At 41.3% G+C, this 22,226-nt stretch carries 8 protein-coding genes; 1 reads left to right on the forward strand and 7 read right to left on the reverse strand.

Translation table 11 applies throughout. The features are described from left to right. Positions 1-8: 8 nt before the first annotated feature. The 3 genes from AC1RJ8_RS06625 to AC1RJ8_RS06635 are packed head-to-tail and all read right to left on the reverse strand — an operon-like array spanning position 9 to position 7,834. Positions 9-3,089, reverse strand: a complete 3,081-nt coding sequence (locus AC1RJ8_RS06625; RefSeq protein WP_492953061.1) for a SusC/RagA family TonB-linked outer membrane protein — start codon at positions 3,087-3,089, stop codon at positions 9-11. A gap of 34 nt (positions 3,090-3,123) precedes the next feature. Then, positions 3,124-4,809 carry a RagB/SusD family nutrient uptake outer membrane protein gene (locus tag AC1RJ8_RS06630; protein ID WP_492953060.1) on the reverse strand — a complete coding sequence of 562 codons (1,686 nt, stop codon included), beginning with the start codon at positions 4,807-4,809 and terminating at the stop codon, positions 3,124-3,126. A gap of 10 nt (positions 4,810-4,819) precedes the next feature. Then, a complete protein-coding gene (locus AC1RJ8_RS06635) occupies positions 4,820-7,834 on the reverse strand; it encodes a SusC/RagA family TonB-linked outer membrane protein (RefSeq protein WP_492953059.1) in 3,015 nt (1,004 codons plus the stop codon). A gap of 734 nt (positions 7,835-8,568) precedes the next feature. Here AC1RJ8_RS06635 and AC1RJ8_RS06640 point away from each other — a divergent pair. Further along, positions 8,569-9,570 carry a glycoside hydrolase family 43 protein gene (locus tag AC1RJ8_RS06640; protein ID WP_492953058.1) on the forward strand — a complete coding sequence of 334 codons (1,002 nt, stop codon included), beginning with the start codon at positions 8,569-8,571 and terminating at the stop codon, positions 9,568-9,570. 380 nt (positions 9,571-9,950) lie between these two features. On the opposite strand, the gene AC1RJ8_RS06645 is transcribed toward AC1RJ8_RS06640, so the two are convergent. The 4 genes from AC1RJ8_RS06645 to AC1RJ8_RS06660 all read right to left on the reverse strand — a co-directional run bounded on the left by AC1RJ8_RS06645 (position 9,951) and on the right by AC1RJ8_RS06660 (position 22,218). Next, the gene (locus tag AC1RJ8_RS06645; protein ID WP_492953057.1) at positions 9,951-12,728 is read right to left on the reverse strand and encodes a glycoside hydrolase family 2 TIM barrel-domain containing protein; all 2,778 of its coding nucleotides are present in this window, start codon (positions 12,726-12,728) and stop codon (positions 9,951-9,953) included. 163 nt (positions 12,729-12,891) lie between these two features. Then, on the reverse strand, positions 12,892-16,011 hold the full coding sequence (gene lacZ, locus AC1RJ8_RS06650; protein ID WP_492953056.1) for a beta-galactosidase, LacZ type: 3,120 nt from the start codon (positions 16,009-16,011) through the stop codon (positions 12,892-12,894). A gap of 161 nt (positions 16,012-16,172) precedes the next feature. After that, entirely contained in the window at positions 16,173-20,267 is a 4,095-nt protein-coding gene (locus AC1RJ8_RS06655; RefSeq protein WP_492953055.1) for a hybrid sensor histidine kinase/response regulator transcription factor, read from the reverse strand. Between the two features lie 502 nt (positions 20,268-20,769). After that, complete coding sequence (locus tag AC1RJ8_RS06660) at positions 20,770-22,218, reverse strand: DUF6055 domain-containing protein (RefSeq protein WP_492953054.1); 1,449 nt, start codon at positions 22,216-22,218, stop codon at positions 20,770-20,772. Between the last annotated feature and the right edge of the window lie 8 nt (positions 22,219-22,226).

Consider the following 22,226-nt stretch of genomic DNA (forward strand, 5'->3'; position numbering starts at 1 on the left):
TCTATTGCTTAAAAAGTTACAGATAAACCTAAGTTGTAGAGCCTTTGTGGCGGGTAATTAGAATTGGTATTGTTACTGGAAATTTCCGGATCATATTCGTAAAGCGAACCTAGTTTCGTCCAAGTGATCAGGTTAGTCCCGTTGGCGTACATCCTGGCGCCCTTCAAGCGAACTTTTTCTACCCATGCCTGTGGAATGCCATAACTGAGCTCAATAGATTTCAGCCTTACATAATCCCCCCTTACATTCCAAAAATCGGAAGGTGAAGTTGGAATAGATATCGCGTTTGGAGTTAATGATAAGATTGGGTATTTAGCATTATCGCCAAGTTCTGGTGTCCAGCTTTGCTGATGGATGGCTTGCGCATTGGATGCGAACGCCTGAATTGATTCACGAACGCCCGCCACGTTGAAATTAAGCGCTCCCTGAAAAAGAACATTTAAACTTAATGTTTTGTAATTTGCGCCAAAGTTAATTCCTAGTATTGTATTTGGTGTATTTGAATAACCAAAATAAGATTGGTCTGCATCGGTAATGGAACCATCTCCGTTCAGGTCTGCATACTTCAGATCTCCCGGTCTGGCCCCATTCAGTGGTTTTGCACTATTGGCAACGTCTGCTGCATCTTTATAAAAACCTAGAAAAGTATATTGTCTTGGTGTATTGATTGGATTCCCGGTAGATTGCTGATAAGGAAAAAGCGGTAATGCTTCATCCTGGAATAAAATTTTGTTCTTTGCCACCGAAACATTTCCCCCTATCCTGTAGCTAAATTCCTTACCGATCTTACTATTAAATGTCATCTCTGCCTCAAAGCCCCGATTATTGGTACGACCCAGGTTTACAGGAGGAAGTAACTGACCAAAAATAAATGATACGGTTCCTCTATTCGTTAAGATATCATACCTATCTTCATTGAAAATATCTACACTACCCGTTAGGGAGCCTTTAAACATACTGATATCAGCACCAATGTTTAACTTTTTTACCTTCTCCCAGGTTACGTCCTGATTTGCTAGGCGACCTTCGTATATAGCAGTGAAGGCATTATGAGAGTTGCCGAAAGATGCACTCCCACTATTGTTATAAGTTTGGAGATAGGCATAGGCAAAGTTTCCTATATCATCGGTACCTACCAGTCCATAAGAGGCCCGCAATTTTAAACGGTCTACAAATTTGATGTTATTTTTGAAGAATTTTTCTTCAGATATATTATAGCCTATTGATACTGCAGGGAAAAAACCATATTTTTTTCCATCAGCGAAAACCTCTGATTTATTGTAACCAATGTTGAAATCAGCAATATACTTTCCTTTGTAATCATAGCCCACGCGTCCGGAAAATCCGCTGGTTGGTACCGGTATAAAGTTCAGGATCCTATTGGTGTTATTTGGATCCCTTAAGCCAAAGAAACTACGGTTGTTATATAAGGCCAGACCTGTAAAATGGTGTGAGCCGAAAGTCCGGTCATAATTAAGGGATGCCTGAGGGTTAATTGTTCTTGTAGTTGCGCCCGGACTGTAGTTAAGCGAATATACACCAACTCTATAAACATTTGGATCTCTTGGGGTATAGGTTGCTGTTAAAGGGTTGTAAATGAACGATGGAAAAGCATTTCTGGACAAGCCGCGGGTATAGGTATAAGTACTTCCGTAAGCTATTGTTCCCGTCAACGACAAGCCTTTGGTTAAAAAATCCAACCGTTGTGTAGCAGAAGCGTTGAGGTTCATATTATTCTCAAAATCCCTGCTGTAGCCGCCCAATGTCAAAGCCTGCACCAGGTTTGGAGAATTATACCGGTTTGGCTGATTATTGCTATATCCATAACTTCCATCAGGATTGTTTATAGGATAGGCAAATGGTGCCAGGGTTAAAAAACTATTGTAGAAATAAAACACATTTGTTATACCATTAATGTTCGGAACTATCGGATTATTCCGCTCCCCAACATTACCGAATAAATTTAGTTTAACATTTAAGGTTTTGGTCGCCTTAATGTCTAAATTTGAACGATAATTGTACCTGTTGTAGTAAAAATTGTTATTAACGTCTTCATTTTTCCCAAAATCATTTAAGATTCCATTTTGGGAAACCATACCTAACGAGGCGAAATACTTAATCACCTCGTTACCTCCGCTAATGTCAAAATTATTGCGCCATTGATAACTAAAATCACGAAACAAGACCTTCTTCCAATCAACATCCGGATGCCCATAGGGGTCAGCTCCGGATTGGAACAGATTCAGATCATTAGGTGTGTAAAAGGGTGTTAGTCCGTCATTTACCCTAGCTTGATTGTAAAGCTGAGCTGACTCATAAGCATTTAAGAACTTAGGCAACCTTGTTGGCTGGGAAAGTGCATATTCAGTTCGGAAGGTTATTGATGGAGGGCCAACAACTCCACGTCTGGTGGTAACCAATACTACGCCATTTGCACCCTTAATTCCGTATACCGCCGTTGTGGAAGCATCTTTCAGGATACTTACACTTTCAATTTCATTGGCATCTAAACGGGCAAATTGTGCATAGGTAAACTCTATATCATCCACGATAATGAGCGGTTGATTAGAGCCCGTATAAGATCCGGTTCCACGAATAAAAAAAGTTGCACCATCAGATCCCGGCTGGCCACTGGTCTGCTGTGAGCTAAACCCAGGTAAACGGCCCGCCAGTGTATTCTGTAAACTCGCGGATGGATTTCTCCTGATGTCTGCACCAGATACTGAACTGATTGCTCCTGTTAAGGTAGCCTTTTTGGTGGTACCGTAAGCAACAACCACAACTTCCTCTAAACCCTTCACATCTGCATCTAAAGTAATTGTCATGGGGTTAAACTGCCCTACGCTTACTTCTTTGGTTAAAAAACCTACCCCTTTCACAATCAAGATTCTGCTCTTTCCTTTTAACGTGATGACAAATTTTCCATCCGTGCCTGTAGAAGCTCCATTTCCGGGTATATCTTTTTCAATTATACTTACACCAGGAATCCCACCGGTATTATCAACCACCTGGCCATGGAGTGTAACATTCTGAGCAAAGATGAATTTTGACAAAATGGTTAATGCTATAAAAAATATATATTTTTTCATAAAATAATTTCAGTGCTAACTTATATATGAATAATTACCAACCTTCATTCTGTATCAAACTCCTATTTCTGATGATCTCAGCATAAGGAATTGGCATGATATAATTTCTGGAAGCAAATGTGATGTTTGCAACATTAGATGTAGTATAGGTGAAGGTGCCTGTTGTAGATCTGGTGATCATACTACCATGTAAGGTTCCGTTCAACACCTGACCGGCAATTTTCCATCTTCGGATGTCCCAAAAACGCTGTTCCTCAAATGCCATCTCGATCCTGCGTTCATTTTGGATAAAGGCGCGCATTTCATCCTGGGACATTCCTGCCCTGATGCCATAAACCGAACCTGCCCCGGGAGTAATTCCTGCTCTGGCCCGCAAGCTTCGAAGTGGTGCATATGCATCATTGGTTCGACCTACCTCATTCAAACATTCAGCATAATCAAGTAGTACACCGCCATAACGAAAAATGATGAAATTGTGATCTTGAGTACTATAGGCCGTACCTGTGGTGAAATCGGCCATAAATTTTTTAGCATAATAGCCAGTTCTGGTTTGTACCGATACACCTCCGGGTTTGTCTCTTCCGCCTTCAAAAGTTTCTACATTTCTAGCGTTCAACCATCTCATCCCATTATAGAAAACGGTATTATCCAACCTTCTGTCTCTACCCGCATAAGGATTGCTCGCTATATATCCGGAAGCAGGATTACTGATACTTAGCCCGTTTAACATCGGGAATGCGTCAACCAGCTCCTGTGTTGGACTAGTCAGACCATTATTTAAGGGCGTAGTATATCCAATAGGACCATTGCTTGTTTCGATATCAAAGGTTTTGCCACGTTGTTTGGCCAAAATAACTTCAGTATTTTTTCTTGCAAGAAATAAACCGCTGAAGTTGTTTACCAGAGAATAAGAATTTAAACTGATTAAATCCTGAACTGCATTTAAAGCAGTTGTCCACCTGGCGGCATCATAAGTTGGATACCCTGCAAGTGATTTTTTCACCGGATCATTAGATATACTACCTCCATTATACAAAGGGCTTGCGGCATAAAGTAACACTCTTGCCTTAAGGGCAAAGGCACAACCTCTTGTAATTCTTCCCAAATCTGTATCCGCTACCGGCTCAACCCTAAGTAAGTTTTTAATAGCTTCGCATTCGCTTACAATATAATCGACACATTCCGAAAATGTATTTCGGGGGATTTGAAGATTATCCTCAGGAGTTAATATTTTATCTCCAATTAAGGGTACTCCACCATAGCGTTTGATCATCTCGAAATAGTTCATCGCTCTAATGAAGCGGGCCTCAGCTTTCCAATACTGAATGGTATTGGGTGCATTTGCATCAACCGGCACGACATCTACATTAGATAAAAAATCATTTGCAGCCCTGATGGCGCGATAGGCATTCCCCCAATTATCATCCGGATTATTGGTAGAATTTAAGCGCCCGTTACTAAAATTTTCTACCACTCGGTTGAGTCTAGAAGGAAGGGCATCATCACTTCCCGATTCAAGATAATCTCCATCAATTCGATTAAAACCATCTGGCAATGATGTGTACAGATCAGCTAAGACCTGCCTGGCAAAATCACCATTTCTATCCAAGGGATCGTAGATATTTGTTCTCCGCAGACCTTCTAAAGGAGTTTCCTCAAATTTACTACATGATGCCATACATAATAGGGCCACCACAAAAGCCATTATAATTCTTTTCATTTTTTAACGATTAAAATTTAACACTTACACCACCATTGATCACTCTTTGGATTGGGTACTGACCAGCAGAAGTTTCCGGATCAACCCGATCGAATGCTGAGCTAGTTAACAGATTTGTTCCATTTACAAATAACCTAATGGAACTTACTTTCAATTTGCGGGTAAAATTAGATGCAATGGTATAACCAATTTCTACATTTTTAAGACGGAGATAATTTCCGCTGTGCATCCAAAACGAGGAGACAATATTATTATTAAAATTGTTCCCAACCGTGAGCCTCGGATAGGTAGCGGTTGTAGCAGTAGCTGGTGTCCAACGATTTAAGCTGTGTTCATAAGCTTGACCAAATCCACCATTTTGGAATTCCCATTCGCTGTTACCTGTTAATAACAAATTTCTGTTTGCTACCCCTTGAAAGAGTGCGCTAAAATCCAATCCACCGTATGAAAAACCGATGGAAGCACCATAATAAATCAATGGATTATCCGTACCGAGCTTAGCCTGATCGAATTGATCAATTATACCATCACCGTTGAGGTCCTTGTACTTGATGTCTCCGGGTACTGGAGCATAACCGACAATTTTAGCCGAAGCGTTAATCTCCGCTTGAGATTGAAATAGGCCTTCGGCAATGTAGCCAAATGGGGTACCTACCGGCAGGCCGGTACGGGCCTGATAAGCATATTCTCTAAAAACTTCATTTTGAAAAACAACTTTCGATTGTAACGTACTTGCATTTCCGGAGAAATAGTAACTGAACTTGCCAAAGGATTGCTGCCAATTCATCTGCAGTTCATAACCGGTATAGCGACTGACACCTATATTCAAGTTGCGAACAGTAGTACCAACGATTGAAGATAGGTTTGCAGCAGTCAAAAGGTCTGAATATTCATTATCGAAGTATTCGGCCTGGATAAATAACCTGTTATTGAATAAGCTGGTTTTGACACCCAGATTAAACTTATCGGCTTTCTCCCAGGTTACATCAGGATTGGCAAGAATATCCTGTCGCAACGCTGCCTGGCTTGCAGCACTTGTGCCAAAAGTGTAAGAACCCGGGCTTCCTACATAGTATTGCTGGAAAACAAAATACCCTGAAGCATCGTCACCTGTCCTGCCATAACTTGAAAATAATTTAAGTTCATTGAGCCATGACAGTTTAGGCATGAATTTTTCTTTGGTAATATTCCAACTCAGACCTGCCGCAGGGAAAATCCCCATTGGGGTGGATTTAGGATACCTATTGGTTTTGTTTAGGCCCGTGGATATCTCTGCGGTATAGCGTTCGTCAAAGTTGTAGGATACATGGGCAGAACCGCCGTAATAATTCAGCTTGAGATCCGAGCCACTATTGATGTTGTCGCTAGATGCTCTAAACTGAGCATCCAGGTGATGCAAACCAAAACTTCTTTTATAACCAATTGCACCTTCCAGGTAGGACTGTCTGTTTTGAAAATCTGTTGCTGTTGAATTGTTCTGAGTACCGTTTGTCCCAAACAACTGATAAGTAGCTGCCACAGCACTGCCGGTCTGCCTGTAAACCGCAAAAGACTTGCTCCTATCGGTATTCTCTGAAACCCCGGAATAAAAAGACACTAAGGCCTGTGCCCACAATCCCGGCGTTATATCGTCAAGATTCCTCCGAAGGGTGAAGTCAGTGATGATATCTCTTCGATAATTTAAGCGGTAACCGGAGTTCACCGTTTGAGCGTAAATGTTATTCTGGAATTGGGTGGTGCCACCGTATGAACCGTTTTCATTATAAATTGGATAGGCATTATTTGGCGTATTCAATATTGAATTGAAAATGTTATCTGCGCCGCTCCCAGGCTGAGTAGTATTGTTGATTCTGCCGAAAAGATGCAGTCCTAATATTGTTTTAGGTGTTAAATTAATGTCTACGTTTGAACGGATCGTGTAATTATTAAAACTACTGGTGGTGGAATAAGCATTTACGTCACTCTCTACAAACTGGCCGCCGAGTTTTTGATATTGCGCACCGATATAATATCGCGCTGTATTATTTCCTCCTCTGAAGGTTAGATCATAACGCTTGAACTGGGTACTGTTTTTAAGCACCTGATCCTGCCAGTTCACATTTGGATGGCCTACCGGATCAGATCCGGTCCTGAAGGCCTCTAAATCTGATTCGGTATAAATCGCCGGATCACCGCTATTTGCTCTTGCTTCATTATAAAGTAGGGCATAGTTGTAGGCATCTAATATTTTTGGCATTTTTAGGCTACTCTGTACACCTTGTTGAGCATTCAGCGTAATTTGTTGCATGCCTGCTATGCCTTTTTTCGTTGTGATCGCTATAACCCCACCCGATGAGCGTAAACCTAACATAGCCGTAGACACCGCATCCTTAAGTACAGTAACCGACTCGACTTCTTCTAAATCAATACGAGATAAATCTCTTGGGATTCCATCCACCAATATGATGGGGCTCTGTCCTCTAAGCAAAAGATTGGCTTCATCGACCGCGGGCCTTCCAGAGGTTTGGTTGGTATATAATCCGGTTAATCTTCCTGGTAGTGCATTTTTGACGCTCGTCACAGGATATTTGACTAAGTCGGCATTGTATACGGACTGAATAGAACCAGTAGTTCGGTCCTGAGAAATTAAAATGTCATTTGTCAGAACAACTGGTTTTTGCCTCATGACCAATGGATTTCTACTGCTTACCATCAGTAGTTGCCGCATGGTACCATTTGCTTCAAATTTGCGCAAAAGTGTATTGCCAATGCTCACGACAATAACGTCCTTGGCATTGGCCGTTAAAACCGCCTTACCTATACTATCGGTAATAATGGATTGCTTAGTTGATTCGTTAGTTACTGTTGCCCCCAAAACCGGGAAGTCGTTTTCATCACTAACCGTGAATACCACATTTCCAATTTTGACAGTATCTTGCTGCGTTGATGGCACCAGAGTACTGGCAAAACTTTGACAACCCATGTTCAAAAAAAATATTTGAATGGATAAAAGCACCAGGTTCTTAAATGTAAATTTTTTAATCATAATTATTAATTTAGATGGAGACTCGTTTTTTTAAGTCCCTTATTTGCAATGGACATCAACAGACTTTTATATTAATAACTTCATCCTCAGCGAACAGGAAAGCTGAATGAAGTTGTTCCTGAAGTTGAAATGCAGAACAAAGCATCTCTGGAATGGATAAACGCGAAGGGATCAGGTGTACTGCTTACATTCATGCATGATTTGTTGATTGCTATGAAATATCCTATTGAAACCTCGCTATGAAAGAGATGATGCGCAGGAGGATAACTTGATGATTTTTTTAAAAAAAAAGCCAATGCAGATCGCGGTGTTTTAGTTGATTTGGTCATAAAGTTTATATTTGGAGTAACAAAGTAACTGTTAATAATGGTGTCGCTGTGAGGGATAATTTCGTAAATAAAGGGGGCAAATTTCAACTGCAATTGTCAAAAAAGGATTTAGACATAATTGAAAGGCATTTTACTAAAGTGGCCTACCCATCACTTCCATGACAGCTGGCTTAGACAATATCACAGGGAGAAAACAGTTTTACAGATACCAAAGTACCTGCAGAGAAAAATATAAAAGGAACAAGTGTATTGTCAAGGGTTGTTTAAACAATTTCAAAATTGCATCAGGCATATAATGCTAAAGGTCGGAGATCTAATTTACACCAGGAAAGATCCTATATTCACCCCCTTGGGGCGGCAAATTAATCTTTACTTTTGGGATAAAACCATGATTAATTATTGTTTATGATAGCAGCCAGAATAACTACGCTTTTGCTTAGTCTTTTATTTTCCATTCATCTTTTTGCTCAACAGAAAAATATAGGAGGAACTCGAAATGGCATTTCTTTGGATTCCATGCAGCTTAGTGATCCTTTCATCTTGGCTGACCATAAATCCAAAACGTATTACCTTACGGGCACTGGGGGTAAGGTATGGAAAAGCAAGGATCTTAAGCGGTGGAGTGGCCCATTTGTAGTGGCGCTGACCGATTCGACATCATGGATGGGAATTAAGCTGGAAATCTGGGCGGCGGAAATCCACGCCTACAAAGGCAGGTTCTACTATTTCGCTACGTTTACTAATAAGTCAACAATTATTGATACTGTTCGGGGCAATAAGATCGAGCGTCGGGCCAGTCATATTTTAGTAAGCGATAATCCGGGCGGCCCGTATGTTCACATGAAAGATAAAACCTACTTACCTGCAGGCAAACCTACTCTTGACGGCACATTTTGGATTGATTCAGACGGCAAGCCCTACATGGTTTACTGTTATGAATGGCTGCAGAATTGGGATGGTACGGTTGAAAAAACAGAACTTAAAAATGACCTTAGCGGCTCGATTGGCGATGGTAAACTTCTTTTCAAAGCAAGTGAATCTCCCTGGAGCAGGGAAATAGAAAATGGCAGAATACGCAAAAGTAAGGTAACAGATGGTCCTTTCATGTTTCGTACAGCTACCGGGAGGCTTGGTATGCTATGGACGAGCTGGATCGATGAGTTTTATACTCAGGGTGTTGCCTACTCCAAAAGCGGTACGCTTGATGGACCGTGGATTCAGGAAAAAGAACCTATTACGCCACCAAACTTTGGTCACGGTATGTTATTCCAAACATTTGAAGGCAAGTGGCTGATGTGTCTACACAGCCATGATAACATTAATGGCAGATTCCGCCGGATCCCGAACTTTTTTGAAGTCGAAATCGGCGGAGACAAATTGGTTGTCGGGCGGAAATATATTACTTAAGATTGAAACTTTCCTTAGTCTAGAGGGCGTTGTACCGGCAATGGGTTTCTACACAATCTCTTAAAAATATTCTTTTACTGCTCAACGCCGCGGGGGATGGTACTTTGAAGTGCCAAAGTATCCGAAGCGATTTGTAAATCCTCAAACATAAGCCTCTACCTATCAAAAAACAGAAGCACTTATTCTGTTTGTCAGAGCAGAATGAATATTTTTCCAGACATGAAATTCAAACCAGTACCTGTTGGGTTTGATAGTACCATTTGTACTACTATTTTTTGATTTCCCGCCCCCTGGGATTGAAGTGTGTGATTTGGCAAGGAGTGTCTTATTCAAAGCAAGCTAGCATAGTGCTTAAAAAGATCAGTCCACACGAGAAGGCATTACCGGAAATCAAACCATAATACATTGGTAATACGGCCGTTTAATTGTATATTTTTCTGACTTTGCGGTCCCATCTCCATTGTTTTACTAAACTTTGTACCAATTGGCTGTATGAAGTCCATAAAGCCGAGATTACCTACAGGGTAATTTACGGTGGTATAATCATTATAAGCATTTTTAGGACTGCCAGTCTTTAACATTTGTAAGAACATATTGTTGCTTTCGGTAAATACCTTGAAAGGAAACTCATGATTTTCGAGTTGCAACCATCGCCACTCGCTGTGATTGCCTTTAAACTCCGGGTATTGCCAACCACTTTCACCTGTTACCGTATTGTTATATTTTTTCTCCCAATAGCCGAACTCCAGCCCCTTTAATCTGTTTTTCCATACATGGTAAGGCCCCCTACCCAGCCATTTCATACCGTTTATCTTTTCTTCAGGATAATTAAAAGATATCCCCATGAAATCAGCTTCGCCTTTTTGTTCGTAACTGTAGCTTAATTTTATCGGCAAACCGGGCGAAAAAGTCCATTCGACATTTAAACTGTTATCTTTCCCTTTGTAACTCGCATTTACTTTTAGATCAGTTCCATCTTTTCGGTGCGTAAAACCGACTAATTTCTGATCGACACCTGCAAGTGCGGGCCCCTCTGTTAGCGACAGTATATCTTTCCCTTTAATTACCTTTTCCAGATAACCCGTTTTGCTGTCAAAACTAAGCTGCACCACACCGTCGGCTACGATTAATCGATCTCCGTCAAGATTGGCAACGATAGCGGACGGAGTGGAATGTCCAACCTGCAACCATTGCGAAACAAACTCACTAGCTTGTTTGATTGGCCAGCTGTAGGTAAATAGTTCGTGCTGATTTGGATCCAGTACAGTTAGATACAGTACATCCTGGTTTTCCCATCCCGATGGCAGATTAAGGTCTAACCATCCCCGTTCACCTGGCTTTAAGGAAAGTGATTTGGCCTTACCTTTTATACCTTGTCGATGCTGTCCGGCTTTTAGACCCGTCCTGTAGCTTTTTAATTCCCATTTAAAAGAACATTGATTGGCATTGGTAAACATGTATCTGTTTTCGACTTCGAGCAAACCCTTAAACCCTGGAGCCAGGTTTGTCTTCGCAATGTAAATCGGTGACCAGATTTCTTTAATCGCATAATAGCTACCCTCCTTTTCATGGTATGGACCCAATATCCCATCAGGTGCATCTGTTCTGGAACCATCAAGGCTATCTAATTTATCCTTACGTTCTACCAATTCATCAGCAAAAACCCATAGAAAACCTCCTGCACCATGAGGATGTTGCCTCATCAAATTCCAATAATCATCTAATCCTGCACCATGTCCGCCATCGTAAAGGCCATGCAGAAACTCGGTTGGGAAATATACCTTATCATCATAAAGAGCCGAGTTCACAATGTAGTTATAGCTTGGATAATGCTTGGTATCGGTATCTTCAAACCTTGCCCATGGATGGATCAACGGCCTTTTCTGGAGATCATATTTCCTAAAATCCTTATCCAGGTTAAAGTTAAAGCCTCCCTCATTGCCATTATCCCACATGACCACACTTACATGGTTAATGTCTCGTTTGATCATTTGCTCAACCAGGCGATGCCCTGTGCTATCATCATAATTATTCTGCCATCCGGTAAGCTCATCTAAAACCATTAGGCCCAGGGAATCACAAACATCCAGGAAGTACTCATCAGGTGGATAATGAGACATTCGAACTGCATTCATATTCATGTCCTTCATCAGATTCACATCTTCGATGCTCAATTTCTTGCTGCTTGTGCGTCCGCTTGATGGCCAGAATGTATGCCTATTTACACCTTTGAAAAGCACTTTTACATTATTAAGATAGAAACCGTCCTTAGGCCTTAGCTCTACCGTTCGGAATCCAAACTTCTTTTGTTGAGTGTGTATTATAGTTCCATTGACATTTTTCAGGTTGACGATCAATTTATACAGGGTCGGAGATTCCGGACTCCATTTTTTTACATTGCTTAGTTGGCCCTTTAGAGTAGATGACCCCTCCTTTATGGCTGAATGGAGTACTTTGAGTACTTTGTAGCTTGAGATTTCTTCTACAACGGCTTCCACAGACCCTGCATTGCCAACGGTAGCGACTTGTAGGTTTAGTTGGCCATCTGCCTTTGCATCCAGATTGATCTGTTCTATGTATTGTTGTGGTAGGACCTCAAGAAAAACAGGGCGAAAGATACCGCCAAAGATCCAGAAATCAACATCTCTTTCGGCGTGGTTAATTGAATTATTTGCTGACTTTTTGCTAACAGTAACCTCTAACAAATTATCGCCACGAAAATTCAGCATCTCGGTAACATCATATTTGAAGCGATAAAATGAACCCTGATGTATTTTGCCGGCTGATTTACCATTAATCTTTACTTCGGTATCAGTCATGGAGCCCTCAAAAACCAAATTAATGGTCTTCTTCCCCTCCCAATGAGGAGAAACCTTAAATTTATATTTATAGAGTCCCTGTTCACTGGACTGTTTTTCAGGTTTTATTTTACCATAATCATAATTACCGAAACCTTGCAGTTCCCAACAGGAAGGCACCTGGATTTTGCTCCATTTTTTACTATTCCTTCCCGCTGTACAGTAAAAATCCCAGTTTACCGTATGGTCCTTATCTACTCCGGATAGATATTGGATCTGTGTTGTTTGCGAAAAGGAATCAATAGGCCAGCTGGTGACAAGTAATGATAATAATATCAGAAATCTAATATTCTTGGGCATGGAAAAAAAAAGAAATGATTTAATTTTCATATGAGGTGTTGGATTGATTAGGAAAAAATGAGCTTCGCAATCTAATCAAATAGCCAAGTTGGCGTTCAATTTCGGACAGCAAATTTCATGTTAATATACAAACATTGCGTGGTAGTCTTTGCCTGGCGATCTTTTAAAAAACCGGAATCATGGTGAAACCATAATGATAGGTTTTGTTGCGCAATCTGTATTGTTTATGAGGGTAGGCACCCCAGCTCGTGTCGCCGCCAATTCCCATCTGCTGCATATCGAGGTGAAGCTCGACAATGTCCTTTGAAACTATTTCATTGGAATGTTGCGCCCTTTCCAGATCTGGCTGTGTGTAGTTATGGGCATTGACATTCAACAGTGAGTCCGCTGTAATCAACAGGCCTATTCCTTTGTTATTTACCAGCTTCGCCCACCTCACATCCGTCTTATTTCCATTTTCCTGAGGAGAAATGTATGGTGTGGTCTGGTCTTCTACGCGGCCACTGTAAATCCCGATGAATGCAGCCGTTTTCCGATCCCAATAACTCTCAAAGGGGCCTCTTCCGTACCAGGTCAACTTACCAAATTCACCACCCATGGTTAATCGCATTCCAAATCTTGGCAGCTCCGGCAAAGTTTCTTCCCCTTTATCGAAAGTGGTTTCTACGTGCACCTGACCATCAGCGGATATTGTATATTCTGTTTGCAATGTTGATGATTTTCTATTCTTTAGATTTGATCTGACTGTAATTATATATTTAGAATTACCGTGAGCCATTCCCTCAAACGATTGCACGTCTAGATTAGATTGGATGTTCTTCCAAATGGCCAGTCGGTCAGGCGATTTGTTGCCAATATCGTTACTCGTCGGCACTCGCCAAAAATCAGGATAAAGGCCATCTTGCAATAGATTTCGCCCCCTAAACATCATGGTCAGGAGTGCACCCGATTTTTTGCTAAAAGTATATTGAAAGTCTTTTCCGAAAACGATGAGTTTCGAGGAATCGCTGAGGTAGGTCACCTTAACTGTAGTATCGATTAAAGCCCTTTTCAACAGAACTTTATCGCTTAAAGGCAGTTGTTCGCTTGCCACAATATGACCGGCTTTCAGCATTCCGGAGGATGTTTTTAAGCAGACCTCGAAATTGATCAGGTATTCCTTTTTCTTGTCTGAAGTAAATCTTGAGGTCGGTATGTTAACCAGCATGCTATCCCCTGGCATCACCTCAAGTCCAGGATCAATAATACCCTTGGCTATTGGCACACCATTCTCTAAGATCGACCAACGAAAATCAAAGTCGGACAGGGTGGTGAAGGCGTAAACATTTTTGATCCAGAAACTTCCTTGACGGACTCGGTCCCTAAAAATCTTTACATTCTGATAAACTTTTTTAACTTCGTAAAGGGAAGGTTTCGGCGATCGATCCGGAAATACGAGCCCTTTAATGGCAAATACGCCCTCACTGGGCGTTCCAACCGGTGAGAGGTCTCCTCCATAACCGTAAAAAGCTTTACCATCTGCCGTAGTTTTTGCCATTCCCTGGTCTACCCATTCCCAGATAAATCCGCCCTGTAATTTGGGGTAATTTTCTATTACATTCCAGTAGTCCTGAAGGTTACCAACACTATTATTCATCGCATGGGCGTATTCGCACATGATCAACGGACGCGTCTGCGGGGAATTGGAGTATCGAATCAGTTCTTCAATGGTATGGTACATCGGAGCAACGATATCGGTATACTTACCGGTCCACTCCTGTTCATATTGAACCATTCGGGTATTGTCCTTACCTTTCAACCAGGCATAAGTTTTATGGAAATTTTCTCCTTTTCCTGCTTCATTGCCTAAAGACCAGATTACTATCGATGGATGATTTTTATCCCTCTCAAACATTCTTCTTGTGCGGTCCAGATGCGCGGGATACCATGAAATCGAATCAGCTGTTGGCGTCCGCATATTGTAACCATAACCCTGACTGATATATTTGCCAAGCCCATGGGCTTCTATATTGGCTTCATCAATAACATATAGCCCATACCGGTCACAGAGTTCGTAAAAACGAGAATCATTTGGATAATGGCTACATCTTACCGCATTAATGTTGTTTTCTTTCATGAGTTTGATATCAGCTGTCATGCTTTCCAGGCTTACAACATGTCCGCTCGCGGGATCGTGTTCATGACGGGTGACGCCTTTAATATAGACTTTCCGTCCATTAATGAGAAAATTACCTGAAATGATTTCAACTGTCCGGAAGCCGACCGCTTGGGAAACAACCTGAATGACTGCGCCTTTGTTATCCATAACTTCAATCAACAGCTCATACAGGTTCGGCTTTTCAGCGCTCCACTTAAACACTTGTGATACTTGTTTCTTAAAAGCCAGGGTTTGCAAACCATTTCCTTTCAGGCTCCAATCTTTTGTCCCCGAGTACACAACGGCTTGACTTTTAGGATCGAGTAGTGATATGTGTAACGCGCCACTCCTGGTCATCGTACCAAGATTCCTCATTGAGATGTCGACATTAAGTTGCCCGTCCTGATAGTTGTTTTTTAAACCGGCATCAACGCGAAAATCCCAGACTGAGGCATCTGGAACTGTATAGATGTACACATCACGTTCGATTCCGCTAAAGCGCCACATGTCCTGGTCTTCCAGCCAGCTTCCGGCATTCCAGCGATAGACCTCTAAAGAAATATCATTATTTCCGGGTCGTACAAAACCGGTGACATCGAATTCAGCCGGCGTTTTACTGTCCTGGCTATAGCCAACCTTCTTTCCATTCACCCAAACATAAAAGGCAGAGTTTACCCCTTTGAAATGCAGGAAAACACGATTTCCTGCTAAACTCTGCTTAAGTTCAAATTTACGTTTGTAGGAACCTACGGGGTTGAACCTTTCTGGTGCTTTAGGAAAAACAGCCTGAAAGGGATAAATGGTATTGGTATAGTAGGCCACATCATATCCTTTCAGTTGCCAGTCTGCGGGCACATCGATCTTATCCCAAAGTTTGGTATCAAAGGTTTCCTTGAAAAAATTGACCGGACGCACAGAAGGGTTAAAACTCCACTTAAACTTCCATTCTCCGCTCAACAGTTGGTAAGATGATTTAGGGAGCTGGCTTTTAAGCAAAGCCTCAGAGACCGATTTATAACTAATAAATGATGTCCTTGGTGCTTGGGCATTTACTTGGAATACGCGGTAATCCTTCCATTCCTGCTGACCGAAAGAAACCGTGATACAAAAAATTGTTGGCAGTAAGATCAGATACCAATTTTTCATGATAAAAATTTAAGTTTAGGTTGGCACTTAATACATTCAAAAAGAAACCAGACTTACAAAGTACGCTCATGAAGGCTGAAAAAAGGGGGGTATCTCTTACAATTTAAAGGGGGGTATTTCCAATAATTTGGAATATCTCAGTGCATTACTTCATTTTAATACTATAAAGCGTTGCGATCATAGGTCGCTTGGTCTTCCATCAGATATTTTTTTTTAAAGGCTGCTCTGTGTCTCTTTATAAACTCTGAAGGTTTGATGCCATAAATTTTAACAAAATGCGCTCTGAAATATTTGATATCATTAAATCCCACGTGGATAGCCGCTTCATTCACATTACAATTGGTGTTGATCAGCATTTCTGCTGCTTTCCTGATGCGAACGAATCGTATAAAATCATTCACCGTGCGCCCTGTGATAAGCTTAATTCGTTTGTAGAAGCTCGAATAACTCATGGCCATCTCATCAGCAACCCTTTGCACATCAAGGTCATTCTCCAGCAAGTTGAGCTCTATGATATCAATGCATCTGTAAATAAAGTCTCTGTCCACTTTTCCAAGGTCATAGACGCTATTTTTGAGAGTCACTTTATTGTAAAAATAATGTTGTAGATCTGCCCTACTTCGAAGAATACTATTCACTCTAGCCACTAGAAGACTACGCTCAAAGGGTTTGGCTATAAAATCCACCGCGCCGATTTCAAAGCCCTGCAGTTCGATGTCCGAAGTGGCTTCCCCAGTAATCAGTATCACTGGAATATGGCTCAGAGCAGTATCAGTTTTCAACGTTCTGCAGAGTTCCAGCCCGCTGAGTTCATCCATATTAATGTCACTTATGATGATGTCCGGGAGATATTTCCTTATCATCATAAGCCCGATTTCGCCATTTTCAGCCTGATAGATTTTATATTCGCTGAGGAAAATCGAAGTGATGTATTCTCTCATGTCAGCATTATCATCAATAATCAGAATCGATTGCCTGTCGGATATTAAAATATCTAGTTGCGAAGGTGCTAGATCAGCGGTAGTGGCAGGTTGTCCTGAATTGCTGTCAGATTGGTAGCGTTCTTTATCAAGGGGCTCAAGGAAACTATCTTTTTCAAGCAGTTCCCCGGCTTTAAAATGATCCGTGCCTTTACACAGCCCCATAACAAATGTTGCGCCTCCAAACTCATTGTTTGAATATCGGATACTTCCGTGGTGGAGGTCCAAAAAGTTCTTCACGAGATAAAGTCCTATCCCGAAGCCAGCACGTGACCCCGCAGCGTCTTTAACCTGGTAGTATTTATCGAACAGTTTGTCTTTTGTCCCCGGGGGTATGCCTGGTCCGGAGTCTGAAACGGAGAGGTAGACCATATCTTTATCCTCACTGATTTCAATTACAATCTGACCGCCCAGGGGGGTAAATTTTATTGCATTGGAAATCAGGTTAAAGAGTACAATCTCTAATTTTTCAACATCTGCATATATGGGAGAATTCAGCCCCCCATCCTTAAATTCATAAATAATCTGTTTTGATTTAATCTGGGAGCCGAAACAGTCATAAACCTCTCGAGCTAGTGATACAAAATTTATTTTCCCTGCTACGACCGCACTACTTTCACTTTCCACCTTTCTAAAGAGCAACAAATGATCGACCAAACCTAGCAACCGCTTTGCATTTTTGTAGACAATATTTAGTTCACCGTTTTTGTCCTGAGGATTGGCCATTAGCATGTCCTTGATCGGATTGATGATTAGGGTCAATGGCGTTTTAAATTCATGACTTATACTGGTAAAAAATGATAACTTCTTCTCATTTAGCAGATGCTCCTGCTCGGCTTTGATTTTGGTCAGTTCCATTTCATGCTTCAGTTTAAGCTGCCTTGCTCTGTACAACAAATAAAGAATGGGAACGGCAACAAGTATTGCCAGATAGGCAAGATAGGCCCCCCATGTACGATACCATGGCGGAAGAATTGTTATCTTGACTACCAACTCTTTTCCAGACCAACCTTCATTAATATCGATGGACTTGATGCGAAGGATATAGTCGCCTTCACTCAATCTGGAATAATATGCGGTGCGTAAACTGCCAACCTGATTCCAGTGCTTATCCCAGCCTTCAAGGTAATAAGCATAATTTACGTTCTGGGAAAATGGATATTCCAGTGCCACATAATCTATGGCGATGGATGCCTGGTTATAAGTTAGCACGATTTCCTTCATGTTTACCACGTTCTTACTTCCTTCAAATGTAGAATCCTTTTGAATAGAGATGTTGTTGATCCTAAAGTCTGTCAGGTATACCTTCGGGGTATCGGCCATTGTGGCGATATTTTTGGGATAGAATTTATTAATCCCTTTCAGGCCGCCAAATAAGAGTTCTCCGGAACGGAGTTTTAACGCGGCATTTGCATTAAACTGATTACTCTGCAGCCCCTGGGAAGCAAAAAACCGTCGAAACTTTCCCGTATTAGCATCAAAACTGCAGAGTCCGTTAAAAGTGCTCATCCAAAGTTTTCCTTGTTCATCCTCAAGAATGCTCAGCACCGTATTATCAGATAGACCTTGAGCAGTGGTGTAGCGCTTTATACGACCATTATTACGATTCACCAACAGCAGGCCACCACCACCGGTTCCAACCCAAAAACGCCCCTGCCTATCTTCATATATCGCATGAATAGTGTTTGAAATGACAATGGTCGTATATTTTTTTTTTTCCGGATCGATCTTAATCAGATTATTGTTTGCAACCCAGAAAATCCCTTTCCTATCCTGGTACATTGCAGATATATCAATCAGGCCGGCATCATAGAGGGCAAACCTGTCAGCTACACGGTCATACCTGTAGAGTGCGCCGCCACGCGTAGCAGCCGCCCAAATCTCACCACTGGAGTCGAGATATAGCTTCCATATGCTGGGATCATAATTTCCGGTAAGCTGATTAAAACATTTATAATGAACAAAGTCATCACTTTTGCTGTCATAGCGATTAATTCCACCATTTAAGGTAGCAAGCCAGATGTTCCTTTTATTATCTTCGATGATGCTGAATACAAAATTACTACTTAAAGATTTCAAGTTGCCTTTTTCCTGAAGATAGTTTCGAAATAAATTTTTCCGGGGATTCCAGTAACTCAGACCGCCGCCAGAAGTCCCAATCCATATATTACTATTGAAGTCTTCGCAAAAAGACCGTGTAAAGTTATTAATCAGGCTATTTCCATTATCTGGGTCATTTGCAATGGTTTCAATGGGCATTCCGCCCCTGATTCCAAGAACATTCACACCTCCGCGCAGTGTTCCCAGCCATATATTTGATTTAGGATCCTCAAAGATCACATGAACTGACGCGGAGCTGAGTCTTCCATTGGTTTTTCCGGCGCCAATGATACGAGCTTTTGCACCAGGTCTATCGAAGAGGTTAACTCCACCTCCATCAGTAGCTACCCAAAGCTGATTATTGGACCTTTGATGAATCTGCATCACGCTACTGTTATTCAGTTGGTAAGATTTGTTGAGGTTTTCAATTTTACGGGACTTTATATTGAAGCTGAAGATTCCGGATTCCGAACCCATCCACAATAAATTACCAGACTTATCTGCTACCATGCAGGTCATCGCCTTGAGCTGGGTATTTACAAAGATGATTCTGTTTGTTTTTGAATCATAAAGCCCAAGGCCGCCTTCCTGCACAAATACCCAGACTCTTCCATAATCATCTATTGTCAGCGTCTGGACATTGTTGCTTTTGCCCCCTGTAATTAAAACCTGATTAAAAAAATTAGCACCTTTTCTTTGCAAGAAAAAACCCTGCGAGCAGGCCATGTATACATTACCTTTGAGATCGGCTGCCAGAGCATTTACCTTGGCATCGCTTAGCTTCATCTTTCCTCCTAACCGTTTAAATTGGGTCCTGTGAATGTTACCGTCATTATAATCATAAAATGATAAACCTTTATCGGTACCTATCCAGATTTTATTATCCTCACCTTCAGCCAATGCAGTAATGTGATTATCCGGAAGGGTTGAAGCCGCGTTCCAGCTGCTTTGATAAAGATTGAATTTAGAACCGTCATATCGGTTCAATCCGTTATATGTTCCAATCCACATGAATCCGAAATGGTCGCGATGGATACTAGTCACCATGTTATTGGAAAGTCCTTGATCAAGGCCCAGGTAGCTTACAGTATAGGGAGTCGCAAATGTCAGAAATACGTTCAAAGACAAAAAGCCCAAGCAAAAGAATAGTTTTTTTATCTGGCCCGGTTTAAACATAAAAGATTGAATATTTGGTCTTGGTAAGAGTTCAAAGTTAGTTTTTTTTGTTTGATATCTTAAATACTTTAGCGAAAGAGATTACTTATTTCACATTATTTATTATTTACCAACGGGAGAATTAAATATTCCGCTTCTGGTACATACCAATCGGAGTGTGCCTTTTCTTTACAGAAACATAATATTTTAAAGTTCTCAATCTATTTAATTACAAGCGTTTGAATTGGAATAATGTTCCTCGCAGCAGGACAACTTTACTTGAATTCTTAAGTCACTTACTATACTGTATTAAATAAGAGGTGATAGCGTAACGCTTTAACAAAGCAAGCCTTCCGAATGTCCGGAAGGCTTGTCTAGATTGGAAAAGTACGAATTTTTTACTAGCCGAAGATTAATCATGATCATCGCGAACAGGATTTTTACACTTAATTGCCAGTAAGTTTTGTTTTGCTATCGCTCATTGCTTTTTATAGTTAATTTCTAACTATAAAAAAGATTTAGGTCACTTAATAAATGAACTGTTCACCGTGGTGCCAGAAACTTTGATCTGATAGGGCCATTGCTCATCATTGTTATTATTGTAATCTGGGTTATGTTTCCAATGCTCGTTGGGTGCTCCCATGACCACCAACCATAAAGAAGACGTATTGGCCGGGACAGTAAAGTTTATGCTTCCGATCGCCCTATTTGCAATTGGACCATAAACCCGCATTCCATCCGACTTTTCGGCAACAAATCCATAGCGCCATCCTGCTTTGTCCGGATTCATAACATTATATCCAGCGGCTGAAGTTAACCCCTTAAAATCAACTGTTACATTCGTGTTTGCAGCAGGTATATCTAAGCGGACACCATTATAACCATAATTCTGCGGAGCATTACTAGGTGCAATTTGTAGCCAGCCGTTACTAACCTGATTTAATGTAGCAGTGTGTAGGTTTGCAAAGCTGGACATCGTAGTTCTATCCCTATCGATATCCCAAGTAATGAATTTACTGTAAGCATCGAACATTTCGTCGTTAAAAGCAGCCTGGGTTCGCCCTGTTAATCTTTTGTAGGTCATTACAAAATCGTCGCCCACCTGAGCAGAATTCCACAAGGTGCCCAGAAAATTTTCGCCCCGCTTACTGGCCCAATATTCTAGTACGAAAGGCGAGTGGTATTGGTTATCTTCATGCGTGTAAGATAGGTAGGTTTGGCTAAGAAATGCACTCACGTGATAAGATTCAAATAAAGGCCAATTACCATAATACCTCCATAACATATATTGAGAACTCATTTCCCAATGTGTACCGTCAGTAAAACCTGCCTTCCCATCGCAATGAACCATGTATTGGAAAGCATGGCCCAACTCATGGGCAAGAGCTCCATAGGGCTCGCTTTGTAGGCGTAAGGGGTAAAGAAGCAAAACCCCAGTCTTATCATCTGCTCCAGCCCCATATACTGTCCCAAAATCTTTATTATAAAACAGGTAAACAACCATTCGATAAGTATCGGTAAGCGAACTTCCCTTATTTACAAATTTAAGACCATCCCGGTAATAGGTGTACATGGATTCCAATCTGGAGATGATGTTAGTCATCGAGACCTGATAGCCCGTGGGTGCTGTTTCAGGATTAGCTCCGTAACCCGCTTCCCAGAAGATGATAAAATTATCACTTGCGATCGATCGATTAGTGCAGAAGCGACTGGCAGGACTATCATAATCCGTTCTGGATTGAACAATGTACTGGTTGGCCGCTCCATCCCAGATGTAAGTTGGAAAGTAGATCTGTTTTCCCTTAGCGTTGTTAAACGTTGTAGTTTTGACCGTTGTTAAATCTTTTTTAGGGGATGTTTCTTTCGGGACATCAGTTGGCAGTGGTATTATTTTCTGACAGGATATTGCCAGCATTACACAAAATACAAGCATTGCTCTTAAGAGAGATTGCTTTACAAAGATTAATCTCATAATCATAA

This window comes from Pedobacter sp. GW822-FHT03F06, from assembly GCF_058801365.1.